This is a genomic window from Streptomyces sp. NPDC053427 (assembly GCF_044544985.1).
GTDB lineage: Bacteria > Actinomycetota > Actinomycetes > Streptomycetales > Streptomycetaceae > Streptomyces.
This window is the reverse complement of record NZ_JBITYA010000010.1, coordinates 314,129-339,916: the sequence shown is the minus strand read 5'-3', so window position 1 is coordinate 339,916 and position 25,788 is coordinate 314,129. Positions and strand designations below refer to the sequence as shown.

Genomic DNA, 25,788 nt, shown 5'->3' with positions numbered 1-25,788 from the left:
CCGGCCACTCGCCCGCCACCCCCCGGCCTCGCACAGTGGATCCATGAAGGTCCTCTGGCTGTTCGCCCACCCCGACCGGCGCTCCCTGAGCGGCGCCCTCAAAGCCGAGGGCCTGCGCACCCTCGACGCCCACGGCCACCAGCACCGCGTCTCCGACCTCTACGCCATGGGCTGGAACCCCCTGGTCGACCCGGCCGACTACGCCCACGACCCGGCCGACCGCCTCCTCATCGGCGACGCCTCGGAACGCGCCTACACACACGGCCACTTGTCCCCCGACATCCGCACCGAACAGCAGAAACTCACCTGGGCCGACACGCTCGTCATCCAGTTCCCCCTGTGGTGGTACGGCATGCCCGCCATCCTCAAGGGCTGGTTCGACCGCGTCTTCGTCAAGGGCTTCGCCTTCGGCCTCGCCGACCCCGCCACCGGCCGCCCGCAGCGCTACGGCGACGGCAAGCTGACGGGCAAACGCGCCCTGGTCGTCGTCACCGCCGGAGCGCGCGCCGCCACCCTCGGCCCGCGCGGCGTCAACGGCGAGCTCAACGACCTCCTCTTCCCCCTCCAGCACGGCACCCTCTGGTACACGGGCATCTCCGTCGTCCCGCCCCTCCTGATCCCCGGCGCCGACCGCACCACCCCGGAGGCCTACGAGATCGCCACCACCCGCCTGCGCGACCGCCTCCTCACTCTCCCCACCACCACCCCGCTCCCCTTCCGCCACCAGAACACCGGCGACTACGACGACGACCTCCTCCTCCACCCCCACCTGACCCCGCCCCACCCCGGCCCGGCCGCCCACTACACCGCCCCACCCCCACCGGCCCACCCCTGAACCGCACCCACGCACCGCGCCCGCCCCCACCGAACGCAAAAAAGCCGCAGGCCCAGCGGATTCGAAAATCCACTGGGCCTGCGGCGTCAGTAGCGGGGACAGGATTTGAACCTGCGACCTCTGGGTTATGAGCCCAGCGAGCTACCGAGCTGCTCCACCCCGCGTCGGTAGACCTAACAGTACGCGACACCCCCACCAACACCTAATCGTTTCTCCCACCCCACCCCCAGCCACCCCCATTTCCCCGCAAACCCCCCGAATACCCCTCCCCGCGGCCACGGTCGGCACCACCGATCCAACTGGCCTCACACGGCCCGCACTCAATGAGCGCACCCCGCGCTCTTCACGAGGAAGCTCGACCGCGCCGTCCTCGTCCGCGACTTCGGCCCCCGACCTTCGAAGTGCGGACGACGGACAGGACCGCAGTAGGCCGCGCAATGGACAGCGGCCGACTTTTCGCCCCCTTGATCCAACTGACACGCCGTCCACAGGGTCGACGACCCGGACATTCATCCGGCGCTCCGCTCCGCCCCGGAGGAGAGCCCACATCCTTCGCGTACGGCACTCACCGATCGCGATGGCGATGGAGGTCCACGCGGAGGCGAGCGACAAGGCGTGCGCTCCGCCCTCGACAAGCTCTCCGAAACCATGGGCGGCACCAGCCGACCCGGTCGCCGTACTTCGCTGCCGTACGGCACGACAAAGCCCCCGTCCGGATTACCCGGCGGGGGCTTTGACCTGCTGTGCGCTCGGCAGGATTCGAACCTGCAACCTTCTGATCCGTAGTCAGATGCTCTATCCGTTAAGCTACGAGCGCTTGGCTTTCCGGCGGTTTTTCTTGCCGGTCGGCGTTGCGAGAACAACATTACATGACCTGCGCCGTGAGGCGAAATCCATTGCCCGTAGCCGCTCTGACCTGCGGAAATGCGTTTGTGGTGGGGGTCTGGGGGTTACTCGGGCCAGGGGGAGTCCTCGATGGTCCGGACGAAGTTCGGGCGGGTGTAGCCCTCTTCGAAGCGGGCCAGGACGTCGGCCTTGACGTTGCCGAAAGTGGTCCGGGGGCGGTGGGCCAGGCCTCGGTGGAAAGCGTGGAGGATGCGGCGCTTGAAGTCGGGGCGCGGGTGGGCGGCCACGACGGCCTCGCGGGTTTCGGCGGGGAGGGTGTCGTAGCCGATGCCCAGGACATCGAGTTCGACGCCGGCTGTGACGAGGGCCACTTCCGGGGCCATGTGGTGCGGGATATCCGGGGTGGTGTGCAGGGCGATGCCCTCCCAGACCAGACGGGCGCGGTCGTCGGGGATGCCGTGGGCGGTGAGGAAGGCGCGGGCCGCGTCGGCGCCGTCGAGTTCGAAGCGCTGCCGGGAGGCGCGGAACCTGTCGGTGAGGCCGAGGTCGTGGAAGAGGGCGCCTACGTAGAGCAGCTCCGGGTCGAAGTCCAGGCCGCGGTCGAGGCCCTGGCGGGCGCCGAAGAGGTAGACGCGGCGGGAGTGGTGGTAGAGCAGGTCGTCGGCGAGGTCGCGGACCAGCTCGGTGGCCTCCCGGGCCAGCTTGCTGTCGGGGACGGGGATGCCCCCTACGGCCGAGGAGGTGGGGTCTTGGGTGGTCATGGGTTCAGCGTGGCGCGGGGCGGGCGCGGGTGCCCGGTGGGCGGGGGACGGGTTGCCCACAGATGTGGACGGCGGAAGGGGTCCGCAACGGTCAGCGGGTGGTGGTGCGGAAGCGGGCCCGGTAGGCGGAGGGGGTGACACCCAGACGGCGGAGGAAGAGGCGGCGGAGGGACTCGTCGCTGCCGATGCCGGTGCGGCGGGCCGTGGCGGTGGCGGTTTCGCCGTTGGCGAGGAGGGTCTGGGCGGCCTCGAGGCGTACGGCTTCGACGTATGCGGCCGGGGTGGCGCCGGTGTGCTCGCGGAAAAGGCGGGTGAGATGGCGGCTGCTGAGGCCGGCGCGGGCGGCCAGGGCGGTGCGGGAGTGGTCGGCGGCCGGGTCGGCGGCGATCTCGTCCAGGAGGACGCGCAGCGCGTCGTGGCGGGGGCGCGGGGTGCGGGCGGGCACCGAGAACTGGGACTGACCACCCGGCCGCTGCATGAAGACGACCAGGTCGCGCGCCACCTCGCGGGCCAGGTCCGGGCCCTCGTCCGCCTCCACCAGGGCGAGCGACAGGTCGATGCCGGCCGAGACGCCGGCGGAGGTGTAGAGGCTGCCGTCGCGTACGTAGAGCGCGTCCGGGTCGACGGAGAGGGTGGGGTGGCGGGCCGCGAGGGTGCCGGTGTGGCGCCAGTGGGTGGTGGCGCGGCGGCCGTCCAGGAGGCCCGCCTCGGCGAGGGCGAAGGCGCCGGCGCAGACCGAGGCGGTCCGGTGGGCGCGGGCGGCGAGGGTGCGTACGGCGTCGAGCAGGCCGGGCGGGAAGCGGCCCCGGGTGAGTTCCTCGGCGCCGGGGACGAGGAGGGTGTGGAGGGAGGGCGGGTCGGCCGCGGTGCCGGGCCCGTCGGCCGACAGGCGGGTGCCGGCGGCGGTGGTGATGCCGCGGCCGTCGGGGGTGCGGATCTGGATCTCGTAGCGGCCGCCCAGCCGGGCCGCGGCGCTGAAGACCTCCAACGGGCCGGTCACATCCAGCAGTCGGGCCCCCTCGAACGCCAGCATGACGACGGTGCGGCGACCCCTCGCCGGCACCGCGACGGGCCGGGACTCGTACCGGGACGCCTCCATGGGCTCCGTGGGCTCCATGGGCTCCATAAAGTCCTTGGCCATGATCGGAGCGTACGGGGGAGGATCGGGAGGTGGCCGGGACCCACAACGCGTTCAGGCCCAGGTCGGGTGGACCTGGGCCTGAACGAAGAGGAGCGGAGGCGGAGGGATTTGAACCCTCGATGGGGGGTAAGCCCCAAACCGCATTAGCAGTGCGGCGCCATAGACCGGACTAGGCGACGCCTCCACACACCCCACGCGCGCACGCACGCTGTGGTGTGTCCAGATGATGGCACAGCTCGGCGGGCTGTCACCAATCGCCCCCTACGGTACTAGGCGCGCGGGCCACCCGGCAAAGACGTTCCTGCGGCGCAACGTCGGGGGCGGCGGCGCGTTAGGAGTGTCGGGGCTGCGCCGACCCGCGTGTCGTGCGCCCCCGGCGTGTACGTACCGCGTACCGCCCCGCACTCGCCTCTCTGGAGCCTGTGATGCCGTATCGCCGGACGTACCCCGGGATGTCCCTCCTCGCCGCGGCCGCCACCGTCGCCGTGTCCCTCGTCGGTGCGGCGCCCGCCCTCGCCGCCGCCCCGATCCCGCTCCCCGTCCCGCTCCCGATTCCGCTGTCCGACCACCGGGCCGCGGACAGCGGCCTCGATGTGGCCGACGCCCTGTTCGGCCCCCTCCCCGCCCACCGCGCGGCCGCCGACCGCCTCACCGTCACCGTCAGCGCCTCCGGCACGCCGGGCACCGGCCGCACCTTCGAGCTGCGCTGCCACCCCGACGGCGGCAACCACCCCGACGCCACGAGGGCCTGCGACAAGCTGGACGAGCTGACGCGGTGGGGCCGGGACACCTTCGCGGCGGTGCCGCCGGGAGCCCATTGCACGATGATCTACGGCAGCCCGGCCACCGCGCACGTCACCGGCACCTGGGCGGGACGCCCCGTCGATGCCCGCTTCCGGCGCACCAACGGGTGTGAGATCGCACGCTGGAACCGCTTCGAACCCCTGCTCCCGCGCCCCACTTCGTGACCCGGTTCATGACGGAGTAGCGCCCCAGGTCAGGACGAGGGGCACATGTCGGGCGTGCGGTGAGTCGCACCCGACCGTGGCATTACCTCCTCGTCATGCGCCTCCGCTTCCCGGGCAAGTGCCCGTAGACTCCACCCCAGCGATCCGCCACGGCGGGTCGGCAAGGTGCGGTAACAGGGAGGAAGCGACTCGTGAGCAGCAGGCCATCCCGAGGCGCTGCTCGCCTCGCAGCCATACTCGATGCCCTTCCCGACGCGCTGTTGCTCGTCAACTGCAACGGCACGGTCGTCAACGCCAACTCCATCGCGCTCGAGACGTTCGAGGCGCCGGGCACCGCGCTGGTGGGCCGCGGGCTGCTGGACCTGCTGCCGACCTTCGACTCCAAGCGGATCCCGGGCTCGATGCGGCGCCGGGACGAGGAGACCGAGGGCGGCCGGACGAAGCCGACGCGGATGGTGGCGCGGCGTACGGACGGGACCGAGCTACTGGTCGAGGTGACCAGCGCCAACCTCGAGGACGGCCGCACCCCGTACGAGTCCTCCTTCGAGGCCGCATACGCCGATCACCGCAACGGCTACACGGGCGATGAGCTGCTGATGCTCGTCGTGCGCGATCTGACCGGGACGCTGGACACCGAGGCGGAGCTGGCCCGCCAGCAGCGGCAGACCGAGATGATCCTGCGGGCCGCGGCCGAGGGCGTGGTCGGGGTCGACGCCGAGGGCAAGGTCGTTCTCGTCAATCCGTCCGCGGCGCAGATCCTCGGCTACCGGGCCAGCGAGCTGGGCGGCAAGGAGCTGCATCCGCTGATCCACCACTCGCGGGCGGACGGTTCGGCGCTGCCGTGGGAGGACACGCCGCTGGCCGACACCCTCAAGTCCGGGCGCAAGCACCGGGTGCGGGGGCAGGCGCTGTGGGCGAAGGACGGGCGGTCGGTGTCCGTCGATCTGACGACGGCGCCGGTGCGGGACGGGGACCAGCTCGTCGGCGCGGTGATGACCTTCACGGACCGCCGCCCCTACGACGCGCTGGCGGCGCGGCACGCCCAACTGCTCGCCGTGCTCGACCAGGCGCTGCGCGGGCCGTTGGAGGAGCTGACCGGCGAGCTCGGCACCCTCGCGTCCGACCCGGCCGGCCAGCTGTGGCCGGAGGCGAACCAGATCCTGCACCATCTGGCGGCCGGTCACGCCCGGATGACGACGCTGGTGGACAACGTCCTGAGCTATCAGCGGCTGGACTCCGGCACGGAGCGGCTCAACCGCACCAAGGTCTCGATGGACTCCGTCGTCGCGGCGGGCGTGGAGGGCGCGGTCGAGCTGATCGGGCCGGGCCGGGCGCAGTTCGCGGTGCATGCGCCTCCGATAGAGGCCATGGTCGACGCGGACCGGGTGGCGCAGGCGCTGTCGCATCTGATCGCGGACGTCGCGGGCGTGGATTCGACGGGCCGGATGCCGGCGGGTGCGGTGGCGCCGGGCGCGGGCGCCGGTGGCCGTACGGGGCCGATTCCCGGGGACTCGACGATCGTGGTGGCGGCCGCCAAGCGCGGCGATGTCGTACGGATCGAGGTGCGCGGCCCGTTCGGCGGCGGCGACCCGGTCCATGAGCCCCTCGTGCGCGGGATCGTCCGGCAGCACGGCGGACTGCTGCAGACCCATGAGGTGCCGGGCGGCTCGGGTGCGGGCGGCAGCGCGTATGTGCTGGAGCTGCCGGTGGCGGCCGGCGCGGAGAAGACGGCCGGGGTGGACAAGGCCGCCGAGGCGACCGGCGAGACCACGGTGATGCCGGTACCGGCCGCGCGGGCGCGAGGCACGCAGGCTGCCGGGGCCGAAGCGGGCGAGGGCGACGCGAGCCAGGGCGCCGCCGCCGTCGCCGCCGGGGACGCCGGTACGGAAGGCGGCGCGGGGCTGCCCTCCCCCGAGCTCGCGACTTCGCTCGAGCAGGGGGGAGCCCCCTCGCCGAGCGGTGCGCAGCCGACCGGGCGGCGGCGGGCGCGGCACTCGGGCGCGGAGCAGGGCGCCGAGGGCGCCGGATCCGGCGCGGCCGAGGGCGGCGCGCCGGGCGACGACGGTACGGGGATGGCGGGGGCCCAGGCCTCCCCCGAGCAGGGGGACCCCCATGCGCAGGAGGGACCCCCCTCGCCGAGCGGGCGGCGCCGGGCGCGGCAGGGTGCGCCGGAGAGCGGCGCGCCGGCCCTCCCGGCGGGTCCGGGCAAGGGCAGCGGTGCGAGCGACGCGGGCAACGGCGGTGCGCCCGGCGCCGCCGACGGTGCCGGCGAGGCGAACGGCATCGGCGGTGCGACCGCCGCGGGCGGCGTCGGCGACACGGGAGCGGGACAGGGACAGGCCCCCGGCCCGGTGCAGGGGCGGCCGCAGATTCCCGGGCAGGGGCAGCCGCAGGGGCTCTCGCCCGTGCAGCCGAGCGGCCGGCGGGCGCGCCGGGCGCTGGGGGCGGCGCCGGAGCGCGGCGCGCAGGACGACCACGGCCGGACGCCGGTGCCTCCGAACGGGCAGCAGCCCGCCGCGCGGTCGGCGGAGGCGCTGGCGCCCGCCGGCGCGCGTACCGCCTTTGCGCTGCCGCCCGCCGCGGCCGACCAGGCCCCCCAGCAGGGACCGTCGCTGCCCGCGCTCGCCGCGGCCACCGGGCAGGTGCCCGCGCAGGACTTCGGGCCGCAGGACGGCAGCGGTACGGGGCGGCGCCGGGCGCGGCGGCCGGTTGCCGACGGTGCGGGCGAGATGCCCGGCGCGCGGCCGGGATTCGAACTGGAAGCGGCCGGCTCCGATGCGGAGCAGGGCACTTGGGAGGGCGAGCCGACCGGGCGACGCCGGGCCCGACGGGCCGCGGCCGAGGAGCGGGCGGCGGCCGCGATGGCCGACTCCGAGGCGTCCGGCACGTTCGTGGCGGGCCCGGAGGGGCTGGTGGCGCAGCCGACCGTACCGGCCGAGGAGACCGGTACGGCGACGGGCACGGCCCCCGGCGTCGCCCCGGCGCCGGCCCAGACCCCGGACGGCGCCGCACCGGGGACGCCCGGCGCCGCCGCGGCGCCCACCCCCACGGGCCGCAGGCGCGGCCGCCCCAGCCCCGCCGAGGAACCCCCGGCCCAGGCGGCGGTGCAGGCCCCCGCCGCGCCGCAGGGCCAGGCGCCCGCCCCCGCCTCCCGGCAGCCGCTGCCGCCCGCCGCCGACGACGAGGGCCCCGCGGGGAGCCAGTCCCACGGGCGGGCCTTCAGCGTCCGCACCCTCGGGCAGGGCGTGCCGTTCGCCCAGCAGATCGCCGACCAGCAGCGCCCGCCGGCGCCCCCCGGCAGCACGCCTCCCGGTGGCACCTCCGCCGGCTCGGGCCGCCGCCGGAAGCTCGCCGCGCCCCAGGAGCGGCGCGCCCAGGACGACGCGCGCCCCACGGCCGACGACGCCCGCCCTCAGGGGGCCCCGCCGCCCCAGCAGGCCAAGCCCCCGCAGCCGCCCGCACCGCCCGCGCCGCAGCAGCGCCTGATGGACGTGGGTGAGGGCCGCGCCTTCGCGATCTCCGCGCCCGACGAGGGCAGCGAGGGTCCCGAGCCGCTGGACGGCCCGAACGGCGCCATAGAGGTGCTGGACCGTCAGCCGATGCCGATGGACGACGAGCTGCCGCCGGAGCCGCTGGACAATCCGCGCCGGCTGCTGGTCTGGCCCGCGCCGGACGTCTCGACCCAGCAGGCGCTGAGCGACCGCGGCTACCGGCCGGTGATCGTCAACTCCCGCGAGGAGGTGGACGCGCAGATCGCGGCCTACCCCGCGGCGCTCTTCGTCGACCCGCTGACCGGGCCGATCACCCGTACCGCGCTGCAGTCGCTGCGGCAGGCGGCGGGCGCGGCCCAGGTTCCGGTGCTGGTGACCGCCGGGCTGGGCCAGGCGACCCGCGAGGCCGCGTACGGCGCCGATCCGGCCGTGCTCCTCAAGGCGCTCGCGCCGCGCGACGGCGAGAACCATCCGGCGCGGGTGCTGCTGATCGAGCAGAACGACGCCATCGCGGGCGCCCTGACGACGTCCCTGGAGCGGCGCGGGATGCAGGTCGCGCGGGCCGGCGCGGACACCGACGCGGTCACCCTGGCGACGCAGATGCGGCCGAATCTCGTCGTGATGGACCTGATGCAGGTACGCCGCCGGCGGGCCGGCATCGTCGACTGGCTGCGCGCCAACGGGCACTTGGACCACACCCCGTTGGTCGTCTACACCTCCGCCGACATGGACCCGGCCCAGCTGCCGCGGCTCGCCGCCGGGGAGACGGTGCTCTTCCTGGCCGAGCGGTCCACCAGCGCCGAGGTGCAGGCCCGGATCGTCGACCTGCTGGCCAAGATCGGCACGAACTGACGGTGGATGACGGTGGTGGGGCCCGGCCGGGCCCCACCGCGCGGCCTCACCCCAGCCGCGTCACATTCAGCTCCCCGTCGGCGTACTGCCGCCGCAGCACCTTCTTGTCGAACTTGCCCACGCTGGTCTTGGGCACCGACGGGATCACCGCCCAGCGCTCCGGCAGCTGCCAGCGGGCGATCCGTTCGCCGAGGAACGCCCGCAGCTCCTCGTAGGTGACCGCCGAGCCGTCCGTCACCACCACCGTCGCCAGCGGCCGCTCGCCCCACTTCTCGTCCGGTACGGCGACCACCGCGGCCTCGGCGACGCCCGGGTGGGCCATCAGATGGTTCTCCAGCTCGACGGACGAGATCCATTCCCCGCCCGACTTGATGACGTCCTTGGCGCGGTCGGTGAGCGTCAGATAGCCGTTGGGGGTGATGGTGCCGACGTCGCCGGTGCGCAGCCAGCCGTCGGGGCTGAACTTGTCCTCCGGGCGCAGCGGTTCGCCCCGGCCGCCGAAGTACGCGCCCGCGATCCACGGCCCGCGGACCTCGAGTTCGCCCGCGGACTCGCCGTCCCACGGCAGCTCCTCGCCACCGGGGCCGATCAGCCGCGCCTCCACGGAAGCGGGGAAGCGGCCCTGCGTGGCGCGGTAGGCCCACTCCTCCTCGCCGCTCACCCCGGCCGGCGGATGTCCTACGGAGCCCAGCGGCGAAGTCTCGGTCATGCCCCAGGCGTGGACGACGCGGATACCGTGCCGCTCCTGGAAGCCGCGCATCAGGACGGGCGGACAGGCGGAGCCACCGATGATGACCGTCTTCAGACAGCTGACATCGCGCTTGTTGGCGTCCAGTTCGGCGAGCAGGCCCTGCCAGATGGTGGGGACGGCGGCGCCGATGGTGGGCCGCTGCGACGCGATCATCTCGGCGAGCGGGGCCGGCTGGAGGAAGCGGTCCGGCATCAGCAACGAGGCGCCGGCCATGAAGGCGGCGTGCGGCAGGCCCCAGGCGTTCACATGAAACATGGGGACGACGGGGAGTGCGAGGTCCCGGGAGCTGAGCGCGAATGCCTCGGCGTTGTTGACCTGGAGGGAGTGCAGATAGAGCGAACGGTGGCTGTAGAGCACGCCCTTGGGGTCCCCGGTCGTCCCGGAGGTGTAGCAGAGGGCGGCGGCCTCCCGCTCGTCGATCTCCGGCCAGTCGTAGGTCTCCGGGCGGCCGGCGAGCAGCTCCTCGTACTCGTGCACCTGGGCGGGCGTTCCGGCGAGGAGGGAACGGTCACCGGGGCCCACGACGACGAGGTGCTCCACCGTCGGCAGCTGCGGCAGCAGGGGCGCGAGCAGCGGGAGCAGGGTGCCGTTGACGAGGATGACGCGGTCCTCGGCGTGGTTGACGATCCAGGTCAACTGCTCGGCGGGCAGTCGCAGATTGAGGGTGTGCAGCACCGCCCCCATGGAGGGGATGGCGAGATACGCCTCCAGATGCTCCGCGTTGTTCCACATCAACGTGCCCAGAACACTTTGCTCGGTCACTCCGAGTTCATCGCGTAGGGCATTGGCGAGCTGGGCGGCGCGGCGGCCGACCTCGGCGAAGGTGCGGCGGTGCGGTTCCTCACCTGTCCACGTGGTGACCGTCGATTGGCCGTGCACTGTCCGGCCGTGTTCCAGAATGCGGCTCACCGTAAGTGGTACGTCTTGCATGGTGCTGAACACCGGAGACCTCCCGCGGGTTGTGGTGTGCCGCGATTGTGACGCCATACCGCACGGTATGTCACTACTTACCAGTAGTAGGTTTCGGTCCGCCCCACGCGAAGGATCATGTTCCGTCCGCGCGTGTCGAGCGTCGGCCACTCCTCGACCGTGCCGACGACCAACGGCACAAACTCGGCGCGGTCCGGTAGCGGCTCCGCATCCGGGATGCTTTCGAGCCTGGTCGCCGTCGCTGCCCTCGCCCTATCCGCATCCGCATGGGAAGTCACCCACTGATCACGACGCCCCCGCACCCGGCCACTCACGGCCACGTGCGGGGGCGCGTTCTTGCGTTTCACGCGTGGTACTTGGCGAACTCCACGAGTCCGGCGAAGCCCTCTGGCGTCAGTGTGAGGTGCGGGCCGTTCGGGTCTTTGCTGTCACGGACCTTGACCTCACCAGTGGCCGCCGCGTGCTCCGGTGCCCACTCGATGCACTGTCCGCCGTTGTTGCTGTACGAGGATTTGACCCATCGGAGGGAGGAGTTGATCACGGGGTGCCCTTTCGTAACTGATCGATCAAGGCCACGGACGCCGCCTGAGAGTGCGCGTCGGCCTGTAGCTGATGGTAGGCCGCCAGTATGGGCAACACCGAGGTGCTTTCCCGTTCGAGATGCCCCCGTTGAGCCGACTCGGCGTAGGACATGAGCGAGCGATCCGGCATCGTCAACACGGTGATCGGTAGATCGAATGGCCGACGTTCCCCCATGTCGAACGGGGCGACGTGAAGCACAGTGCTCGGCCGCTCGGCGAACTCGACCAGCCGTGCCAACTGTGCATCCATCACGGCGGGACCGCCGATGGGCCGACGGATACAGCTTTCGTCCAGCACCACGAAGACCAGCGGCGGAGGCGTTCGGGCAAGGGCCGCTTGCCGCTCGGCCACGAGCGACACCCGTTCTTCCGCCTGGTCGGGCGTGATCGACCCGCGCTTGACGGCACTCCCCGCGAGCACGGAGGCATACTCCGGTGTCTGGAGCAGACCAGGGACGACGCCCACCTCGTATAGCCGGACTTCCGCCGCCCGGCCCTCGTGGCCGACGTACTCCGGGAACCCCTCCAACAGGCTGCCATGCCGGATCTCACGCCACTGCCGTTCGAACGTGTCTGCCGTTCCTTCAGTGCCGAAAGCACGATCAGCACCGCGCGAAAAACGCAAAGTTGGAAGCTTACGACCAGTTTCAACCGCCGAGATATGCGTACTGGAATACCCCATCCGCTCGGCCAGATCGTCTTGAGTCCAGCCGCGCGCTTCCCGTGCGCTGCGTAGACGCGCCCCGAAGGCAGCTTGAGGGCTGCTCTCCGGTTGTAACTCCTTGCGATTCAAAGGGTGTTCACCAACCTTTCCGCCTCACCTGACAGGTTGATCGACCCCCGACTGTAGGCCACGCTGAACCGCCCTGGTAGTGGAACCACTACGGAGAGGAGCGGGCCCATGGCTGCCCCGATGATTCGGACACCTCATCAGGCCACCAACGACGTACGTCTACGCCTGGACGATGCACTGCGCCGCGCTGGATTCGACGCCGAGCCGTCGATGGTGACAAGCGACGTGGTCGAGGGCGTCAAGGTCAACCGCGTTCGCATCCCGGCGCTGTCGCTCCCACAAGCCCGGTGGCTTGCAAGGAAGCTGGGAGGCCCTGTGATCAGGAGCGACGAGCCGACGGCGAGCGCCGTCCGGAAGGAACTGGACGGGGCACTGCGGGCGGCCGGAGTGATCGTGCCGCCGTCGTCAGTCGTAGTGGCCACCTTCCCCACCCGTAGGGAAAACCGGCTCATCCCCCCGTCGCTGTCGATTGGTCAGGTGATCCGTATCGCGACGATGCTGGAGGCCGGCAGCACTGACGATGTGAGCGAGAAGAACCGTAAGAAGAACGAGGAATCGTCCAGCGGTTCGGATTCGGGCAAGAACACCGGCCGGAAGTGGTAGAGCCTGTGCGCTGTCCCACCGTGTCCACTCACGACATGCAGCGGCTGTGCAGGTGGGCGTACTACTGCGAGGAGCACGGCGTAACGCTCGTGCTCCACAACAGCCCGTCCCTTGAGTTCCCGCCCCCCGATGGCCCGGTATTCGTCGCCAGAGGCATGGAAGATCGCTACCACGCCAGAGAAAGCTGCTACACCCTCGGCCGAGGTAGCTCCGCGCCGGAGGTGACCGTCGTATCCCGAAGCAAGGCGGAGCGCGACGGCCGGACGTCGTGTCATTCCTGCGTCAACGAGTCCTGACCCCGCCCCCTGCAAGGACGTCCCCTCTCACATAGAAAGTGGACGAACCAGGTATGCGCAGACGCCGAACACCCGTGCAAATTGCAGCTGTTGCGCGACATGTCAATGATCGGCGCGACTAAATCACGGCCCGTGCCGCGGACGACGAAAGCGTAACCAAGCTCGCCCGCGAATTCGAAGTTGATCGGCATTGGCTTGCTCGAACGCTGGATCTCTGGGGCGCAGCAAGGCTACCCGCCATCACCAAGGGAAAGTGCAAGCAAGCGCCGATCCTACGACTCCCGCCCGACGGTGAAGAGAAGGACAGCGACAGTCGGGCGGGCCAGCAAAATGCAGAGCACCACGCCAAATGGAGAGGTACTACCCATGACCGCAGTAGCGAACGACCAACGAACAGGGCGATCGTTAGTCAGCCCTGAACTGTTCGACAGCATCGCGCATTTCGTCGTCACCCACTTCGGGCAGACGCCGGAACACGCGGAGCGTCAGACAGACCACGCGGTTGCATTCGTCGCGACCGTCGCCACTGCCACCGTGCCCATGGTCCCCAGTGACGATGTGGAACACGCGCTCCACGCATTCCTTCTGCACACGAAGGAATACGCGGACTTCTGCAAGAAACACGCCGGCCGCTTCCTGCACCACAACCCGCGCCCCGGTGGAGGCGGCAGGACGCTGGAAGCCGTCAAGTCCAGTGCGCACGCCATGAAGGCGGCTGGCTACATGGTCCTGGACGAACTCTGGACTGTGAACGGCGAGAACGCCGCGCAATGTGACAGCGACTGCGGGCGACCGTACGGCGCGCACGAGGGGGGCGACGAAGATGACGGTAAGGGCGGCAACCCTCCCACAGGCGACAGCGACGACGGCCGCGACTACAACAGCTGAAGGCCCGTAGTCTCCCCTGTCCTACGGGGCCGACCCTCAGACTCCGGGGGTCGGCCCTGTCGCTGAGAGGACCAACGATGCCCGGACGAAGTCCATACGACATCCCAGACCACGTTCAAAGCGCCTTAACGCCGCTGAGCAAACAACTTGTCGTCAACCGGCGTGGATCAACCGTCTGGGACGTACAAACTCCCGGCGGCCGACTCGCGGTCAAGCTGGGCTACCCCACCCCAACGCACGCTTGGACAGCGTTGGCCCCTGCCCGCGAGGCCACCATCCTGCGCCAACTCATTGCACAAGAAGTCCTGTTCGGCGATTGGCAGGAGGGCACTTGGAGCGCGCAACCATGGCGGGAGGGGGAAGCCCTCTTCGACCTGTGGGAGCCCGGCCGTCACCCCACCAAGCCCGCGACACCCAACCTTGATCAAGCCCTCTCATGCGCCGTTGCCCTTGCTGACCTCCACGCGGCCGGATGGACACACGGCGACGTGCAACCGAATCACTTCGTTATCGGGCCGGCTGGATCGTTCCTCATCGACCTGGGTCTAGCCCGGGGCGGTGAAGTACCCGAGGTCTACGACTTTCGGTATCGCGGCTGCCTGGTCCACTACGAGGCACCAGAGATTTCGCGGAGCATCTTGGAGACCGGCACAGCGGTGCCGACGCAAGAAGCTGACGTATACGCCCTCGGCGCATCCCTGTTCATCTCCGCCACCGGATGGCGACATGTGCCCTACCCGGACGACGCCGACCGCAAGGACCAACGTCAAGCCATCGTGGATAGGCCACACCGAAAGATCACCGTGCCGGGAGCACTCGGCAAGCTCATTGAGCACATGATGAGCCGCGAACCGGCCGATCGGCCGACCAGTGCGGAAGTCCGCCAAGAGCTGAAGAATGTGCGCTGAGGACCGCCCCAGCCTCGCCCGTCTGCGTGCCCTGTGGCAGATGGGCGGGGCCGCATCGTGACGTAGGAGACGCCGTATTCCACGGCTAGGGGGTGTGTGAGATGTGGTCACCGCATGGGGCGAGTTGGAGGGACCGGTGGTCTGTCAGGCGACCGTCCCGCCCGCGTTGCGGATCAGCCGCTGGAGGACTTTCACCGTGGTGACGTAGTCCGCGTCGTCGATGCCCTCGTGGAGGGCGGCGCGGATCGCGGGCGCGTTGCGCGCGAGGTCGACGCGAGCCTGTTCGCCCTGCTCGGTGAGCCACAGCCGGTGGTCGGCGTCCCGGGTCAGCCAGCCACGCTCCAGGAGAGCCTCGGCCTCCGCCGCGAGATCGTCCTCGGGGCGGATGTAGGAGGTCATGGCCTCCCGCAGCTCGGGCAGGGTCATCCCCTCGCCGTCGGGGGAGATGTCGTTCTCCGACAGGTTGCGCAGCAGCCAGAACTGGGGCTGGGTGTAGCCCTTTTCGGCCTGCCGGGCCCGTGTGTACGCGATGAGCGCCTCGTAGGCGACACCGGTCCAGTACGCGGCGGGCTGTCCGGCGAGTTCGACATCGGAGATCTGCTGGGTCGTCATGGGAGGTGCCCTCCTGGCGTTTCGGTGCGGAGCCTGCACGCGGTGCAGGTCATGCAGCGAACGTACGACCTCAAGTGCGCTTGAGGGCAAGCAGGCGATCTTCCGAAGGCCGTCGGCGCGAAGGCAAGGAATCCAGTCCCAGGCTCCGAGCTGAGGCATTGCCGAACACCGCTACGCCGCCTCTGCGGTCAGGACATGACCTTGTCCCGCAGGAATCGGGTGGTCTCGGTGACGTCGGCCATGGGGAGGCCTTCGGCGGCGATCAGACCGACCTGGGTGAGCACGGACGCCTGGTCCCAGTAGATCCGTTCGCTCTCCATCAGGTCGCCGCGGAATTTCACGACCACCACCAGCGGCACTTCGATGGTCCGTCCGGTCGCGGCCAGCCCGGGCAGCAGGAACGGCATCTCCTGATCGTGCGGCATCCGCATGATGATCTCCTCGACGAGGGAGTCGCCGCCCACCGACCGATCCGCCGTCTCCATGGTGGTGTTCTGCGGAATGCCGGGAATGAAGATGTCGCGGTAGTAGCCCCGCAGGTATTCCTTGCCGGAACCGCCGCTCATCGTCGGCAGATGCATCACGCTGGCGTCCTCCACCATGGTGGACACCGCCAGGTCGGCGTCCTTGATGACGAACTCGTACGCCGTGTGCTGCTCCCACAGCGCGACCATGTCCTCTTGGTTCACGATGCCTCCTCGGAGATCCGTCCCGTCGGCCGGGGCTCCTCGCCGATCGGCCCCGGCCGACCAACGAGTACCGCCACGGACAGGATGCGACCGGGCCTCCCCCGAACGGACGAGTGCCGTCCCGGTGGCACGGGAGGCAGCCGGGTGCCGGGTGCCGGTTGCCGCACCCTCACCCCCGGCCGTTGCCGCCGCGGACCGCCTGGAGCACCAGCACCGACAGATCGTCCTCCACCGGCCCCGTGCCGAAGTCGTGCGCCGCGCGCCGTACGTGTTCCGCCAGCGCCTTGGCGCCCAGCCCGATCCCGTCCCGGAGGACTTCGGCCAGGCCGTCGTTGTCATCCAACTGCCAGTTGCCGCAACGGCGTTCGGTGACTCCGTCGGTGACGCAGAGGAGGGTTTCGCCGGGGGCGAGGTCGAAGGAGCTGGCCTGGAAATCCGTGCCCTCGTCGATGCCGAGGAGCATCTGGGGTTCGGAGGCCGGCGCCACCCTCCCGTCGCCGAAGAGATGCAGCGGCGGCGGATGGCCGGCGGTGGCGACCGTGCAGTGGGCGCCGGCCACGCCCGGTTCGACCTCCAGTTCGCCGTAGAGCAGGCTCAGGAAGCGGGAACTGGCCTGTTCGCCGCTCAGTTCCACGGCCTCCGCGCTGTCCTCGGCCATCGCGGTGTTCAGCCTGCCGAGCACGGACTCCACGCCATGCCCTTCGCGGGCCAGCAGCCGCACCAGATGGCGGGCCAGTCCGGTGACGGACATCGCCTCCGGGTCCTTGCCCTGGACGTCCCCGAGCAGGAAGCACCAGCGGTGTTCGCCCATCGGGAAGATGTCGTAGAAGTCGCCGCCGACGGTCTGCCCCTCGCCGTGCGGCTCGTAGACGATGGCCGTGTCGACGCCTTCGATGCTGGCCAGCGACGCGGGCAGCTGGCGGCGCTGCAACGCCCGGCTGATGGTCGTCTGCCGGGTGTACTGGCGGGCGGTGAACACGGCCTGGGCCACCCGCCGGGCCACGTCCTCCACCATCCGTACGACGGTGTCGGTCATCTGCAGCTGCCCGGCCCGGCCGAGCAGCAGGACGCCCTGCTCGGTGTCCCGGGCCACCAGGGGGAACGCCAGCGCCGAGCCGCCGGTGTGCTGGGCACCGGCGCTTTCCGGCCAGGGCCAGGGGGTGCCGGCGGTGCGGACGCCGACGGACGGGGTGTCCCGCTCCAGGTCGGCGCGCAGCGGCAGGATGCGACGCTCGTCGACGTGCCAGACCCGCGACAGCTTCATCTCGGCGCCCTCGGTGTCCAGCCAGATGGCGCACCAGTCGGCGAGGCGGGGGACGAGCAGCTGGGCCGCGAGCGCGGTGACCATTTCCTGGTCGAGCTGCCCGGCCAGCAGCTCGCTGGTCTCGGCCAGGAAGGACGGGCCGCCGCGGTCGGCCCATTCGGCGGCGTGCGCGTGGGAAAGGGCGGCGGGGTGGCCGGGCGGGGCCTGCCGGGGGCGCTCGGCGGAGGCCCGGGCGGAAGGTGGCGGGGGGCCGGCGACCTCGGGCTCGCCCTCCCTGGCCACGAGGCGGAACCACACGGTCTTCTCGGACTGCCGGTAGGTCACGCCCCAGGAATCGGCCACCGCGCTGACCAGCTGGAGGCCGTAGCCCGGCTCTCCGCTGCGCGCGTCCACGCCGCCGTGCACGCCCCGCGAGGGGTGGCGGTCGGCCACCTCGACGACGACGCCCATGACCGCGGGGCCGTCGTCCGGGCGGGCGGCTCCGGCTCCGGCTCCGGCGTCGGTGTTGGTGTTGGTGTTGGTGTCCCCGACGCGTTCGTCCGGCTCCCCGCCCGGCTCCAGGCGGCAGGTCACATCGATCTCCGTACCGGCATACATGACGGCGTTGGTGACCAGTTCGCTGACGAGGAGGAGGACGTCGTCGATGAAGCGCTCGGTGAGCGCCGCGGCCCCCGGGGTGACCGGGCGCCGCCGGGCCCGCTCCATGAGCACCGTACGGACGAATTTGCGAGCTCCGGCGGGCGCGAGCTGATTCGCCGGCAGCCCCTTCCGGGACACGGCCTCCGTCGAGGGTGCGGACAACGGCCCCACTGCACCCCCCGGGAGCGCCTGGGAAGAAGTAATTGCGAGCGCTTTATACTATGACATATCTGCCCAAATGGATCACTGGGGGGATGGTGCGCCATGGCCCTCGACCCGGCCCGGCCTGACTCCGCTTCTCCACCTCCACACCCGGGACGCTCCCCATCCCCTGCCCCCTGCCCCACCACGCCTGATGGGCAGGAGAGGGACACCCGCGCCCCGCAGCCGATGCCCGGCGACCTCGAACAGGTCCGCACCGGCGATCTCAGGCTGCTGCTGGCGGCCATGCATGCCCTGTGCGACGGGGATTTCACGGCCCATGCGGACGGCGTCCACGACGGCGTGCTGGCCGATATCGCGGGGGTCTTCAACCAGATCGTGACCCGTAATGCGCATCTGGCCGAGGAGCTCCAGCGGATCCGCCGCGAGATCGTCCGGCAGGGCAGGCTGGACGAACGGGTCACGGCGAGCCCCGGCCAGGGCGGCTGGACGAGCAATGTCGACGCGGCCAATACCGTGCTCGAGGCGCTGGTGGTCCCGGTCTCGAAGGCCACCCGGGTGCTGGACGCGGTGGCCGACGGCGATCTGACCCAGCACGTCGATCTGCACGACGGCAACCGCCAGCTCCGCGGCGATCTGCGCCGCCTGGGCAGCGGCGTCAACCGCATGGTGGACCAGCTGTCGCTGTTCACCGGCGAGGTCACCCGGGTGGCCCGCGAGGTCGGCACCGAGGGACGACTGGGCGGCCGGGCCAAGGCCCAGGGCCTCTCCGGCGACTGGCTGCATGTGACCGAGGCGGTCAACACCATGGCGTCGCGGCTGACGGCGCAGGTGCGGGACATCGCGGTGGTCACCACGGCGGTGGCGCGCGGAGATCTCACCCAGCAGGTGACGGTGGAGGCCACCGGCGAGCTGCTGGAGCTGAAGCTGACCGTGAACAAGATGGTCGACCAGCTGCGGGCGTTCGCGGACGAGGTCACCCGCGTCGCCCGCGAGGTCGGCACCGAGGGCCAGCTGGGCGGCCGGGCGCAGGTCAGGGGCGTGTCCGGGGTCTGGAAGGACCTCACCGACAACGTCAACTTCATGGCGTCCAACCTGACCTGGCAGGTCCGCAACATCGCGCAGGTGACCACGGCGGTGGCCAACGGCGATCTCAGCCAGAAGATCACCGTGGACGCGCAGGGCGAGATCCTCCAGCTCAAGTCGACGATCAACACCATGGTCGACCAGCTCTCCGCCTTCGCCGACGAGGTCACCCGCGTCGCCCGCGAGGTCGGCACCGAAGGTCGGCTCGGCGGCCGGGCGCAGGTCAGGGACGTGTCCGGGGTCTGGAAGGACCTCACCGAGAGCGTCAACTTCATGGCCGACAACCTGACCACCCAGGTCCGCAACATCGCCCTGGTGGCGACCGCCGTCGCGGAGGGCGACCTCGGCAAGACGATCACCGTGGAGGCCAAGGGCGAGATCCTGGAGCTCAAGTCGACGATCAACACCATGGTCGACCAGCTCTCCGCCTTCGCCGACGAGGTCACCCGCGTCGCCCGCGAGGTCGGCACCGAAGGCAACCTCGGCGGTCAGGCGCAGGTCAGGGGCGTATCCGGGGTCTGGAAGGACCTCACCGACAACGTCAACTCCATGGCGCTGAACCTGACCTCCCAGGTCCGCAACATCGCACAGGTGACCACGGCCGTGGCCAACGGCGACCTGTCGAAGAAGATCGATGTGGACGCCCGCGGCGAGATCCTGGAGCTGAAGGACACCGTGAACACCATGGTCCAGCAGCTGCGGGCGTTCGCGGACGAGGTCACCCGCGTCGCCCGCGAGGTCGGCACGGAGGGCCGGCTCGGCGGCCGGGCGCAGGTCCACGGCGTATCGGGGGTCTGGAAGAACCTCACCGACAACGTCAACTTCATGGCCGACAACCTGACCTCCCAGGTCCGCAACATCGCGCAGGTGGCCACGGCCGTGGCGAAGGGCGACCTGTCGAAGAAGATCGACGTGGACGCGCGCGGCGAGATCCTGGAGCTGAAGACCACCATCAACACGATGGTCGACACCCTGTCCTCGTTCTCCTCCGAGGTGACCCGAGTGGCCCGCGAGGTGGGCAGCGAGGGGCAGCTGGGCGGGCAGGCCCGGGTCGAGGGCGTCTACGGCACCTGGAAGAAGCTCACCACCAGCGTCAACGAGCTGGCGCTGAACCTGACGACGCAGGTCCGCGCGATCGCCGAGGTCGCCAGCGCGGTCACCCAGGGCGACATGTCCGGCTCCATCTCCGTGGAGGCCCAGGGCGAGGTCGCCGCGCTGAAGAACAACATCAACCTCATGGTGGCCAACCTCCGCGAGACCACCCGCGCCAAGGACTGGCTGGAGTCCAACCTCACCCGTATCGCCGGTCTGATGCAGGGCCACCGCGACCTGGTCGAGGTCGCCGATCTGATCCTGCGCGAGCTGACGCCGCTGGTGAACGCGCAGTTCGGCGCGTTCTTCCTGGCCGAGGCGGGCGCCGAGCCGGGCGAAGGGCTGGAGTTCATCGCCGGTTACGGAACCGGGCAGGCCGACGGGCGGCGCTCGCTGCCCAGCCCCGGGACCCCCGGCTGGGGCCTGATCACCCAGGCGGCCATGGAGAAGAAGCGCATCCTCGTCGATGCCGTCCCCCAGGACTACATCAAGATCCGCTCCGGACTCGGCGCCGCCGCCCCCGCCAGCGTCGTCATCCTGCCCGTCCTCTTCGAGGACCAGGTGCTCGGCGTGATCGAGCTGGCGTCGTTCAGCCGGTTCAGCGAAGTGCACCTGGCGTTCATCGACCAGTTCGCCAACACCATCGGCGTCTCCATCAACACCATCATCGCCAACTCCCGTACCGAGTCCCTCCTTTCGGAGTCCCAGCGACTGACCGCCGAGCTGCGCCAGCGCTCCGACGAGCTGCAGCTGACCAACGCCGAGCTGGAGGAGAAGGCCGCCCTGCTGGCCACGTCCTCCCAGTACAAGTCCGAATTCCTCGCCAATATGTCGCACGAGCTGCGCACCCCCCTCAATTCCCTGCTCGTGCTCTCCCGCCTCCTCGCCGACAACCCCGACAGCCGACTCTCCGCACAGGAAGTGGAGTTCGCGGTCACCATCCACCGCGCCGGCTCCGACCTCCTCCAGCTCATCAACGACATCCTCGACCTGTCGAAGATCGAGGCCGGCCGGATGGACGTGCACCCCAAGGCCCTGCCGCTGGACAAGCTCCTCGACTACGTACGGGCGACCTTCCGCCCGCTCACCGTCGACCGCGGCCTGTCCTTCGACGTCAAGGTCGGCGCGGATGTCCCCCGCGAGCTGTTCTCCGACGAACAGCGCCTCCAGCAGATCCTGCGCAACCTCCTCTCCAACGCCGTGAAGTTCACCTCCACCGGCGGCGTCGAACTCAGCGTCGAACGCGTACCGTCCGCCGGCTTCACCGAGGAGTCCCTGCACAACGCCGATGTCGTCATCGCCCTCGCGGTCAAGGACACCGGCATCGGCATCCCCCCGGAGAAACTCGACGGCATCTTCGAGGCGTTCCAGCAGTCCGACGGCACCACCAACCGCAAGTACGGCGGCACCGGCCTCGGCCTCTCCATCAGCCGCGACATGGCCGCCCTGCTCGGCGGCCGGATCATCGCCGAGAGCGAGCCCGGCATCGGCTCGACCTTCACCCTCTTCGTCCCCGCCCGCTACACCGCCGCCTCCCCCCTCTCCCCGCCCCCGGCCTCCACACCCTCGACCACTACCCGTGACAACGCGGCCACTCTTCGTGAAGTTCCCGCACCGGGCAAGCAGACCCCGGAGCGCCGGGCCGATGGCGCCGAACCCGCCAAGGACTCGTTCGCCAAGCCTCCGGGGGACACCTCCGCGGCCGCGGAACCCCGCCCCCGCACCGGAATCCAGTCCACCCCCCGGCCCGACGGCTCGGACGTCACCTGGCCGGAGACCACCCGGCTCAGGGAATGGCTGAGCGGCCGCCCCGGCCGGGTGCTGGCCAACCGCCGCATCCTCATCGTCGACGACGACATCCGCAACGTCTTCGCCCTCACGCACGTACTGGGCCGGGTCGGCATCAGCGTGAAGTACGCGGAGAACGGCCGCGAAGGCCTGGAGGTCCTGGACCGCACACCCGATGTGTCGCTGGTCCTGATGGACATCATGATGCCCGAAATGGATGGTTACGAGATGATCAAGGCGATCCGTCACGCACCCCGCTTCGCGGACCTGCCGGTCATCGCGCTCACCGCGAAGGCCATGCCGGGCGACCGCGAGAAGGCGATCGAGAGCGGGGCCGACGACTACATCCCCAAGCCGGTCGACGTCGACCGGCTGCTGGCGGTGATCTGCCGACTCCTCGATCCCCAGGACCGTACCGGGGTCGTACGGCCGGAGCCCGAAGCCGCCGAGGCGACGGACGCGAACACCGATGCGGCGTCCGGCAACGGCGCCCCCGGCACGGCGGCCGGCGAGGCACCGGCCGCCGAGGACCTGGCCGACGGCGCGGCGGGGGAGGCCACATGACCACCACACCCGACAGCACCGCCAGCATCCTCATCGTCGACGACATGGAAGAGAACCTGGTCGCCCTCGAAGCCGTCCTCGGATCGCTCAGCCAGCACGTGGTCCGCGCGCGCTCGGGCGAGGAAGCGCTCAAGGCGATGCTGCGCCAGGAGTTCGCCGTCGTCCTCATCGACGTCCTGATGCCGGGCATGAACGGCTTCGAGACCGCCGCCAACATCAAGGGCCTCGACCAGACCAAGGACGTCCCGATCATCCTCCTGACCGGCGCCTCCGTGGACCCCAACTACGCCTACCGCGGCTACACCGTCGGCGCGGCCGACTTCCTCGTCAAGCCCTTCGATCCCTGGCTGCTGCGCACCAAGGTCAACGTCTTCCTCGAACTGCACCGCAAGAACCGCCAACTCGCCGCCCAGGCAGAGCAGTTGAAGCGGCTGCTGACCTCGGAGGAAGCCGCCGAGCAGTCGGGCCCGGCGCCCGTCGACCACTCCGCACCGGCAGCGGCGCCGCCCGCCTCGTGCCGGCCCGCGCCGCCCGTGGACACCGTGGAACTTCCGGAGCACCCCGTGGCCGCGGAGGCCCCTCCGCCGGACACCGGCATCGCCCCGGGGCAGGACGCCCTGACCGCCACCGGTGCCGGCGAGGCCGCCCGCCTCGCCGAGGTCGTCGGCCAGCTCACCGAGATCGAGGGCATGTTGCGCGACGCACCGGGCGCCGAACCGCCCGGCCTCGCCGACCGCATCGCGGAGCTGGAACAGGCGGTGGGCAGAATGCTGGTGAGCCGGGGGACGTAGCCCGACGCCGCCCCGGGCGCCCCGGCCCTCGCATACGGTCGACGCCCCCGCCCGCCACCGCCGCCCGAGGAACCGTTCGGCTTCCTCGGGCGCCCTCACGGCCGAACGCGGCGGCGCCCGGTCTCACTCGCGGACGGTGGGCCGCTGCCCCCGCGGCCGGATCCGGTACACGACGCTGCGGCGCAGGGGGCCCTCGGGGACGGTCGGGTCGTCGAAGTCGTCGGCGGGGTCGTGGCGCATGCCGATGCGCCGCATCACCGCCCGGGAACGGTGGTTGGTCGCCACCGCCACGGCGAGGATCTCCGGCAGGCCGAGGGAGTTGAAGCCGAAGGACAGGGCGGCCCGGGCGGCCTCGGTGGCATAGCCGTGGCCCCAGGCCGACCGGGCCAGGCGCCAGCCGGTCTCCACCCCCGTGAACGGCATGCCCTCGTCCACCGGATCCAGCCCGGTGAACCCGATGAACTCTCCGGTGGCACGCACCTCCACCGCCCACCACCCCCAGCCCCGCCGTTCGAGAGCGGCCTGGAAGCGGGCCACCGATGCCTCGCTCCGCTCGCGCGTGAGCACGTCCGGGAAGTATCTGCGGACCTCGGGATCGGCGTTCATCGCCGACCAGGGGGCGAGGTCGGACTCCCGCCAGCCGCGGAGGATCAGGCGCTCGGTCCGGAGTGCGGTCGAGGGTTCGACCATCGGGCCAACGTAACGCGGGCCCCCGGGCCCCGCACCCGCATTCCCGGTGGAACTCCTCGCTCCGATTGTCGCGTTGTCCGGGAGCCGTCTCCGTTGCGTCCCGGGAACGTAACCGGCTGAGCCACCCGCGGAACCCGGCCCGTACTGGGTGGCGAGCGGTCCGGGAGGTCCGGAGTGCCAGATCAGGGGGAGAGTTCGATGTTCCGTCAGCGCATGGGATTGATCGCTACGGCCACGGCGGCGGGAGCGGCGCTGCTGCTCACCGCGTGTGGGGGCAACGGCGACGGGTCCGCGTCGGCCGCGGCCGACGCCGCCAAGGACACGGCGGCCGGCGCGGGGCGGTCCGCGGCCCGGCAACTGGACTTTCTGAGCGGTACGGCGAAGAAGCACCACGCGGCACCCCGGACGGGCGACTGGGCCAATGGGCCGGGGAAGCCCGCGGCGCGGCCGGTGGCGAAGAAGTGGGTGCAGCTGAGTGCGTCCGCGGCGGGTGATCTCGACCCGGTGGTGGTCAATGGAGCGGGCTTCACGCTCTACCGGTTCGACAAGGACAGCGCGAACCCGTCCACGTCCCGCTGCAACGGTGCCTGCGCGTCCACCTGGCCGCCGGTCGTCGTCGCACCGGGCGGGAAGATCTTCATCGACGGGGTGAAGAAGTCCGCGGTCGGTGTGATCAAGCGGGACGACGGTGCGCTTCAGGTCACCATCGGCGGCTGGCCCGTCTATCGCTTCAGCAAGGACCTCCGGCCCGGGGACACCAACGGGCAGGGTGTCCAGGGGACGTGGTTCGGGGTGACCCCGGACGGACAGAAGGCCGGACGGCCCGCCGGTGGCGACACCGGTGGCGGGCAGCAGGGGAAGCCGGCGACCAGCGCCACCCTCTTCGACGACGTCGGCTTCGCCGACAACGGCGCCCAGGGGCTGGCCGGGCCCGGCTGCCGGAACGTCGCACGGGACGATGTCGCCTCGTCCCTCCAGGCCGCCGGCTCGCTGAAGATCTGGTCCGGGCCGGACTGCACCGGCAGGTCCAAGGTCATCAAGGGTGACGTCGCCGACCTCGGCACCCTCGGGTTCGACGACGACGTCTCCTCGGTGTTCTTCGGCTGAGGCCCGACCGGCCGATCGCCGATCGCCGGTCACCCTCACCGGCCCCGCCCCCGGCAGACCGCCGTACCCGCCCGCCCTACCCGATCATCGCCAGCTCCGGGTCCTCCCGGAGCTTGGCCAGGGCGCGGGACACGGCGCTCTTGACCGTGCCGACCGAGACCTCCATGACCTCGGCGGTCTGGGCCTCGCTCAGGTCCTCGTAATAGCGCAGGACGACCATGGCCCGCTGCCGGGCGGGCAGCCGCATCACCGCGCGCCACATCGCGTCCCGCAGGCCCTGCAGTTCGGCCGGGTCGGGGACCGGGGCCGTATCGGGCTCGGGGAGCTCGTCGCAGGCGTACTCCTCGACCTTGCGCTTGCGCCACTGGGAGGTGCGGGTGTTGATCAGCGCGCGGCGGACATAGCCGTCCAGGGCGCGGTGGTCCTCGATCCGCTCCCACGCCACGAAGGTCTTGGCGAGCGCGGTCTGGAGCAGGTCCTCGGCATCGTTCGGGTTGGCGGACAGCGACCGCGCGGCGCGCAGCAGGACCGGCCCCCGGGCCCGTACATAGGACGAGAACGACGGGAACACAGCGGCGGCCGAAGCGCCCTTGCACACTGGCGTGGTCATGAGTTCCACGCTAGAAGCGGGGGTGGGGGTGAGGGATCGGCCCCAGGTGC

At 71.0% G+C, this 25,788-nt stretch carries 18 protein-coding genes, 3 tRNA genes and 1 pseudogene; 9 read left to right on the top strand and 13 right to left on the bottom strand.

Annotation, left to right across the window (positions count from 1 at the left end; translation table 11 throughout):
* The first annotated feature begins 43 nt into the window (after positions 1 to 43).
* A complete protein-coding gene (locus tag ACIGWZ_RS27970; protein ID WP_400069299.1) occupies positions 44 to 835 on the top strand; it encodes an NAD(P)H-dependent oxidoreductase in 792 nt (263 codons plus the stop codon).
* A 90-nt stretch (positions 836 to 925) separates the two neighbouring features.
* Here ACIGWZ_RS27970 and ACIGWZ_RS27965 read toward each other — a convergent pair.
* From ACIGWZ_RS27965 to ACIGWZ_RS27945, 5 genes are all read right to left on the bottom strand, one after another.
* Positions 926 to 999, bottom strand: a tRNA-Met gene (locus ACIGWZ_RS27965).
* Between the two features lie 580 nt (positions 1,000 to 1,579).
* Positions 1,580 to 1,652 (bottom strand) — tRNA-Arg (locus tag ACIGWZ_RS27960).
* 133 nt (positions 1,653 to 1,785) lie between these two features.
* Entirely contained in the window at positions 1,786 to 2,442 is a 657-nt protein-coding gene (locus ACIGWZ_RS27955) for an HD domain-containing protein (protein ID WP_400069297.1), read from the bottom strand.
* A gap of 91 nt (positions 2,443 to 2,533) precedes the next feature.
* A complete protein-coding gene (locus tag ACIGWZ_RS27950; protein ID WP_400069295.1) occupies positions 2,534 to 3,583 on the bottom strand; it encodes a GlxA family transcriptional regulator in 1,050 nt (349 codons plus the stop codon).
* Positions 3,584 to 3,676: 93 nt separating this feature from the next.
* Positions 3,677 to 3,767, bottom strand: a tRNA-Ser gene (locus tag ACIGWZ_RS27945).
* A 241-nt stretch (positions 3,768 to 4,008) separates the two neighbouring features.
* On the opposite strand from ACIGWZ_RS27945, the gene ACIGWZ_RS27940 reads away from it, so the two are divergent.
* Together ACIGWZ_RS27940 and ACIGWZ_RS27935 are read left to right on the top strand one after the other, a co-directional pair.
* Positions 4,009 to 4,551, top strand: coding sequence for an SSI family serine proteinase inhibitor (locus tag ACIGWZ_RS27940; RefSeq protein ID WP_400069294.1), 543 nt, complete (start codon positions 4,009 to 4,011; stop codon positions 4,549 to 4,551).
* 191 nt (positions 4,552 to 4,742) lie between these two features.
* The gene (locus ACIGWZ_RS27935) at positions 4,743 to 8,894 is read left to right on the top strand and encodes a PAS domain-containing protein (RefSeq protein WP_400069292.1); all 4,152 of its coding nucleotides are present in this window, start codon (positions 4,743 to 4,745) and stop codon (positions 8,892 to 8,894) included.
* A 46-nt stretch (positions 8,895 to 8,940) separates the two neighbouring features.
* Here the strand turns inward: ACIGWZ_RS27935 and ACIGWZ_RS27930 are convergent, their stop codons facing one another.
* The 3 genes from ACIGWZ_RS27930 to ACIGWZ_RS27920 form a co-directional block, all read right to left on the bottom strand.
* Positions 8,941 to 10,587 carry a long-chain fatty acid--CoA ligase gene (locus ACIGWZ_RS27930; RefSeq protein WP_400069290.1) on the bottom strand — a complete coding sequence of 549 codons (1,647 nt, stop codon included), beginning with the start codon at positions 10,585 to 10,587 and terminating at the stop codon, positions 8,941 to 8,943.
* Between the two features lie 331 nt (positions 10,588 to 10,918).
* Positions 10,919 to 11,116, bottom strand: a complete 198-nt coding sequence (locus ACIGWZ_RS27925) for a DUF397 domain-containing protein (protein WP_400069288.1) — start codon at positions 11,114 to 11,116, stop codon at positions 10,919 to 10,921.
* A complete protein-coding gene (locus ACIGWZ_RS27920; protein WP_400069286.1) occupies positions 11,113 to 11,949 on the bottom strand; it encodes a Scr1 family TA system antitoxin-like transcriptional regulator in 837 nt (278 codons plus the stop codon). The genes ACIGWZ_RS27925 and ACIGWZ_RS27920 overlap by 4 nt, the downstream gene beginning before the upstream one ends.
* Positions 11,950 to 12,057: 108 nt before the next feature.
* Here ACIGWZ_RS27920 and ACIGWZ_RS27915 point away from each other — a divergent pair, with 108 nt between their 5' ends.
* The 3 genes and pseudogenes from ACIGWZ_RS27915 (at position 12,058) to ACIGWZ_RS27905 (ending at position 14,644) form a co-directional block, all read left to right on the top strand.
* Positions 12,058 to 12,552 (top strand): hypothetical protein, encoded by a 495-nt coding sequence (locus ACIGWZ_RS27915; RefSeq protein ID WP_400069284.1) that lies wholly within the window; start codon positions 12,058 to 12,060, stop codon positions 12,550 to 12,552.
* Between the two features lie 662 nt (positions 12,553 to 13,214).
* Positions 13,215 to 13,649: pseudogene (locus ACIGWZ_RS27910) on the top strand (hypothetical protein); the annotation flags it as partial.
* Between the two features lie 164 nt (positions 13,650 to 13,813).
* Positions 13,814 to 14,644 (top strand): protein kinase, encoded by an 831-nt coding sequence (locus ACIGWZ_RS27905; RefSeq protein ID WP_400069282.1) that lies wholly within the window; start codon positions 13,814 to 13,816, stop codon positions 14,642 to 14,644.
* Positions 14,645 to 14,788: 144 nt separating this feature from the next.
* On the opposite strand, the gene ACIGWZ_RS27900 is transcribed toward ACIGWZ_RS27905, so the two are convergent.
* From ACIGWZ_RS27900 to ACIGWZ_RS27890, 3 genes are all read right to left on the bottom strand, one after another.
* A complete protein-coding gene (locus tag ACIGWZ_RS27900; protein WP_400069280.1) occupies positions 14,789 to 15,256 on the bottom strand; it encodes a MarR family transcriptional regulator in 468 nt (155 codons plus the stop codon).
* A gap of 188 nt (positions 15,257 to 15,444) precedes the next feature.
* Complete coding sequence (locus tag ACIGWZ_RS27895; RefSeq protein WP_400069278.1) at positions 15,445 to 15,945, bottom strand: nuclear transport factor 2 family protein; 501 nt, start codon at positions 15,943 to 15,945, stop codon at positions 15,445 to 15,447.
* Positions 15,946 to 16,114: 169 nt separating this feature from the next.
* Positions 16,115 to 17,986: a SpoIIE family protein phosphatase gene (locus ACIGWZ_RS27890; RefSeq protein ID WP_400069276.1), complete on the bottom strand. Its 1,872-nt coding sequence runs from the start codon at positions 17,984 to 17,986 to the stop codon at positions 16,115 to 16,117.
* Between the two features lie 252 nt (positions 17,987 to 18,238).
* On the opposite strand from ACIGWZ_RS27890, the gene ACIGWZ_RS27885 reads away from it, so the two are divergent.
* Positions 18,239 to 22,540 (top strand): HAMP domain-containing protein, encoded by a 4,302-nt coding sequence (locus tag ACIGWZ_RS27885; RefSeq protein ID WP_400069274.1) that lies wholly within the window; start codon positions 18,239 to 18,241, stop codon positions 22,538 to 22,540.
* Positions 22,537 to 23,331 (top strand): two-component system response regulator, encoded by a 795-nt coding sequence (locus ACIGWZ_RS27880; protein ID WP_400069272.1) that lies wholly within the window; start codon positions 22,537 to 22,539, stop codon positions 23,329 to 23,331. Before ACIGWZ_RS27885 ends, ACIGWZ_RS27880 begins: the two co-directional genes overlap by 4 nt.
* A 123-nt stretch (positions 23,332 to 23,454) precedes the next feature.
* Here the strand turns inward: ACIGWZ_RS27880 and ACIGWZ_RS27875 are convergent, their stop codons facing one another.
* Positions 23,455 to 24,021: a GNAT family N-acetyltransferase gene (locus ACIGWZ_RS27875; protein ID WP_400069270.1), complete on the bottom strand. Its 567-nt coding sequence runs from the start codon at positions 24,019 to 24,021 to the stop codon at positions 23,455 to 23,457.
* A gap of 213 nt (positions 24,022 to 24,234) precedes the next feature.
* Here ACIGWZ_RS27875 and ACIGWZ_RS27870 point away from each other — a divergent pair, with 213 nt between their 5' ends.
* Positions 24,235 to 25,128 (top strand): hypothetical protein, encoded by an 894-nt coding sequence (locus tag ACIGWZ_RS27870; protein ID WP_400069268.1) that lies wholly within the window; start codon positions 24,235 to 24,237, stop codon positions 25,126 to 25,128.
* A gap of 76 nt (positions 25,129 to 25,204) precedes the next feature.
* Here ACIGWZ_RS27870 and ACIGWZ_RS27865 read toward each other — a convergent pair whose 3' ends face one another.
* Positions 25,205 to 25,738 (bottom strand): SigE family RNA polymerase sigma factor, encoded by a 534-nt coding sequence (locus ACIGWZ_RS27865; protein WP_400069267.1) that lies wholly within the window; start codon positions 25,736 to 25,738, stop codon positions 25,205 to 25,207.
* Positions 25,739 to 25,788 lie beyond the last annotated feature (50 nt).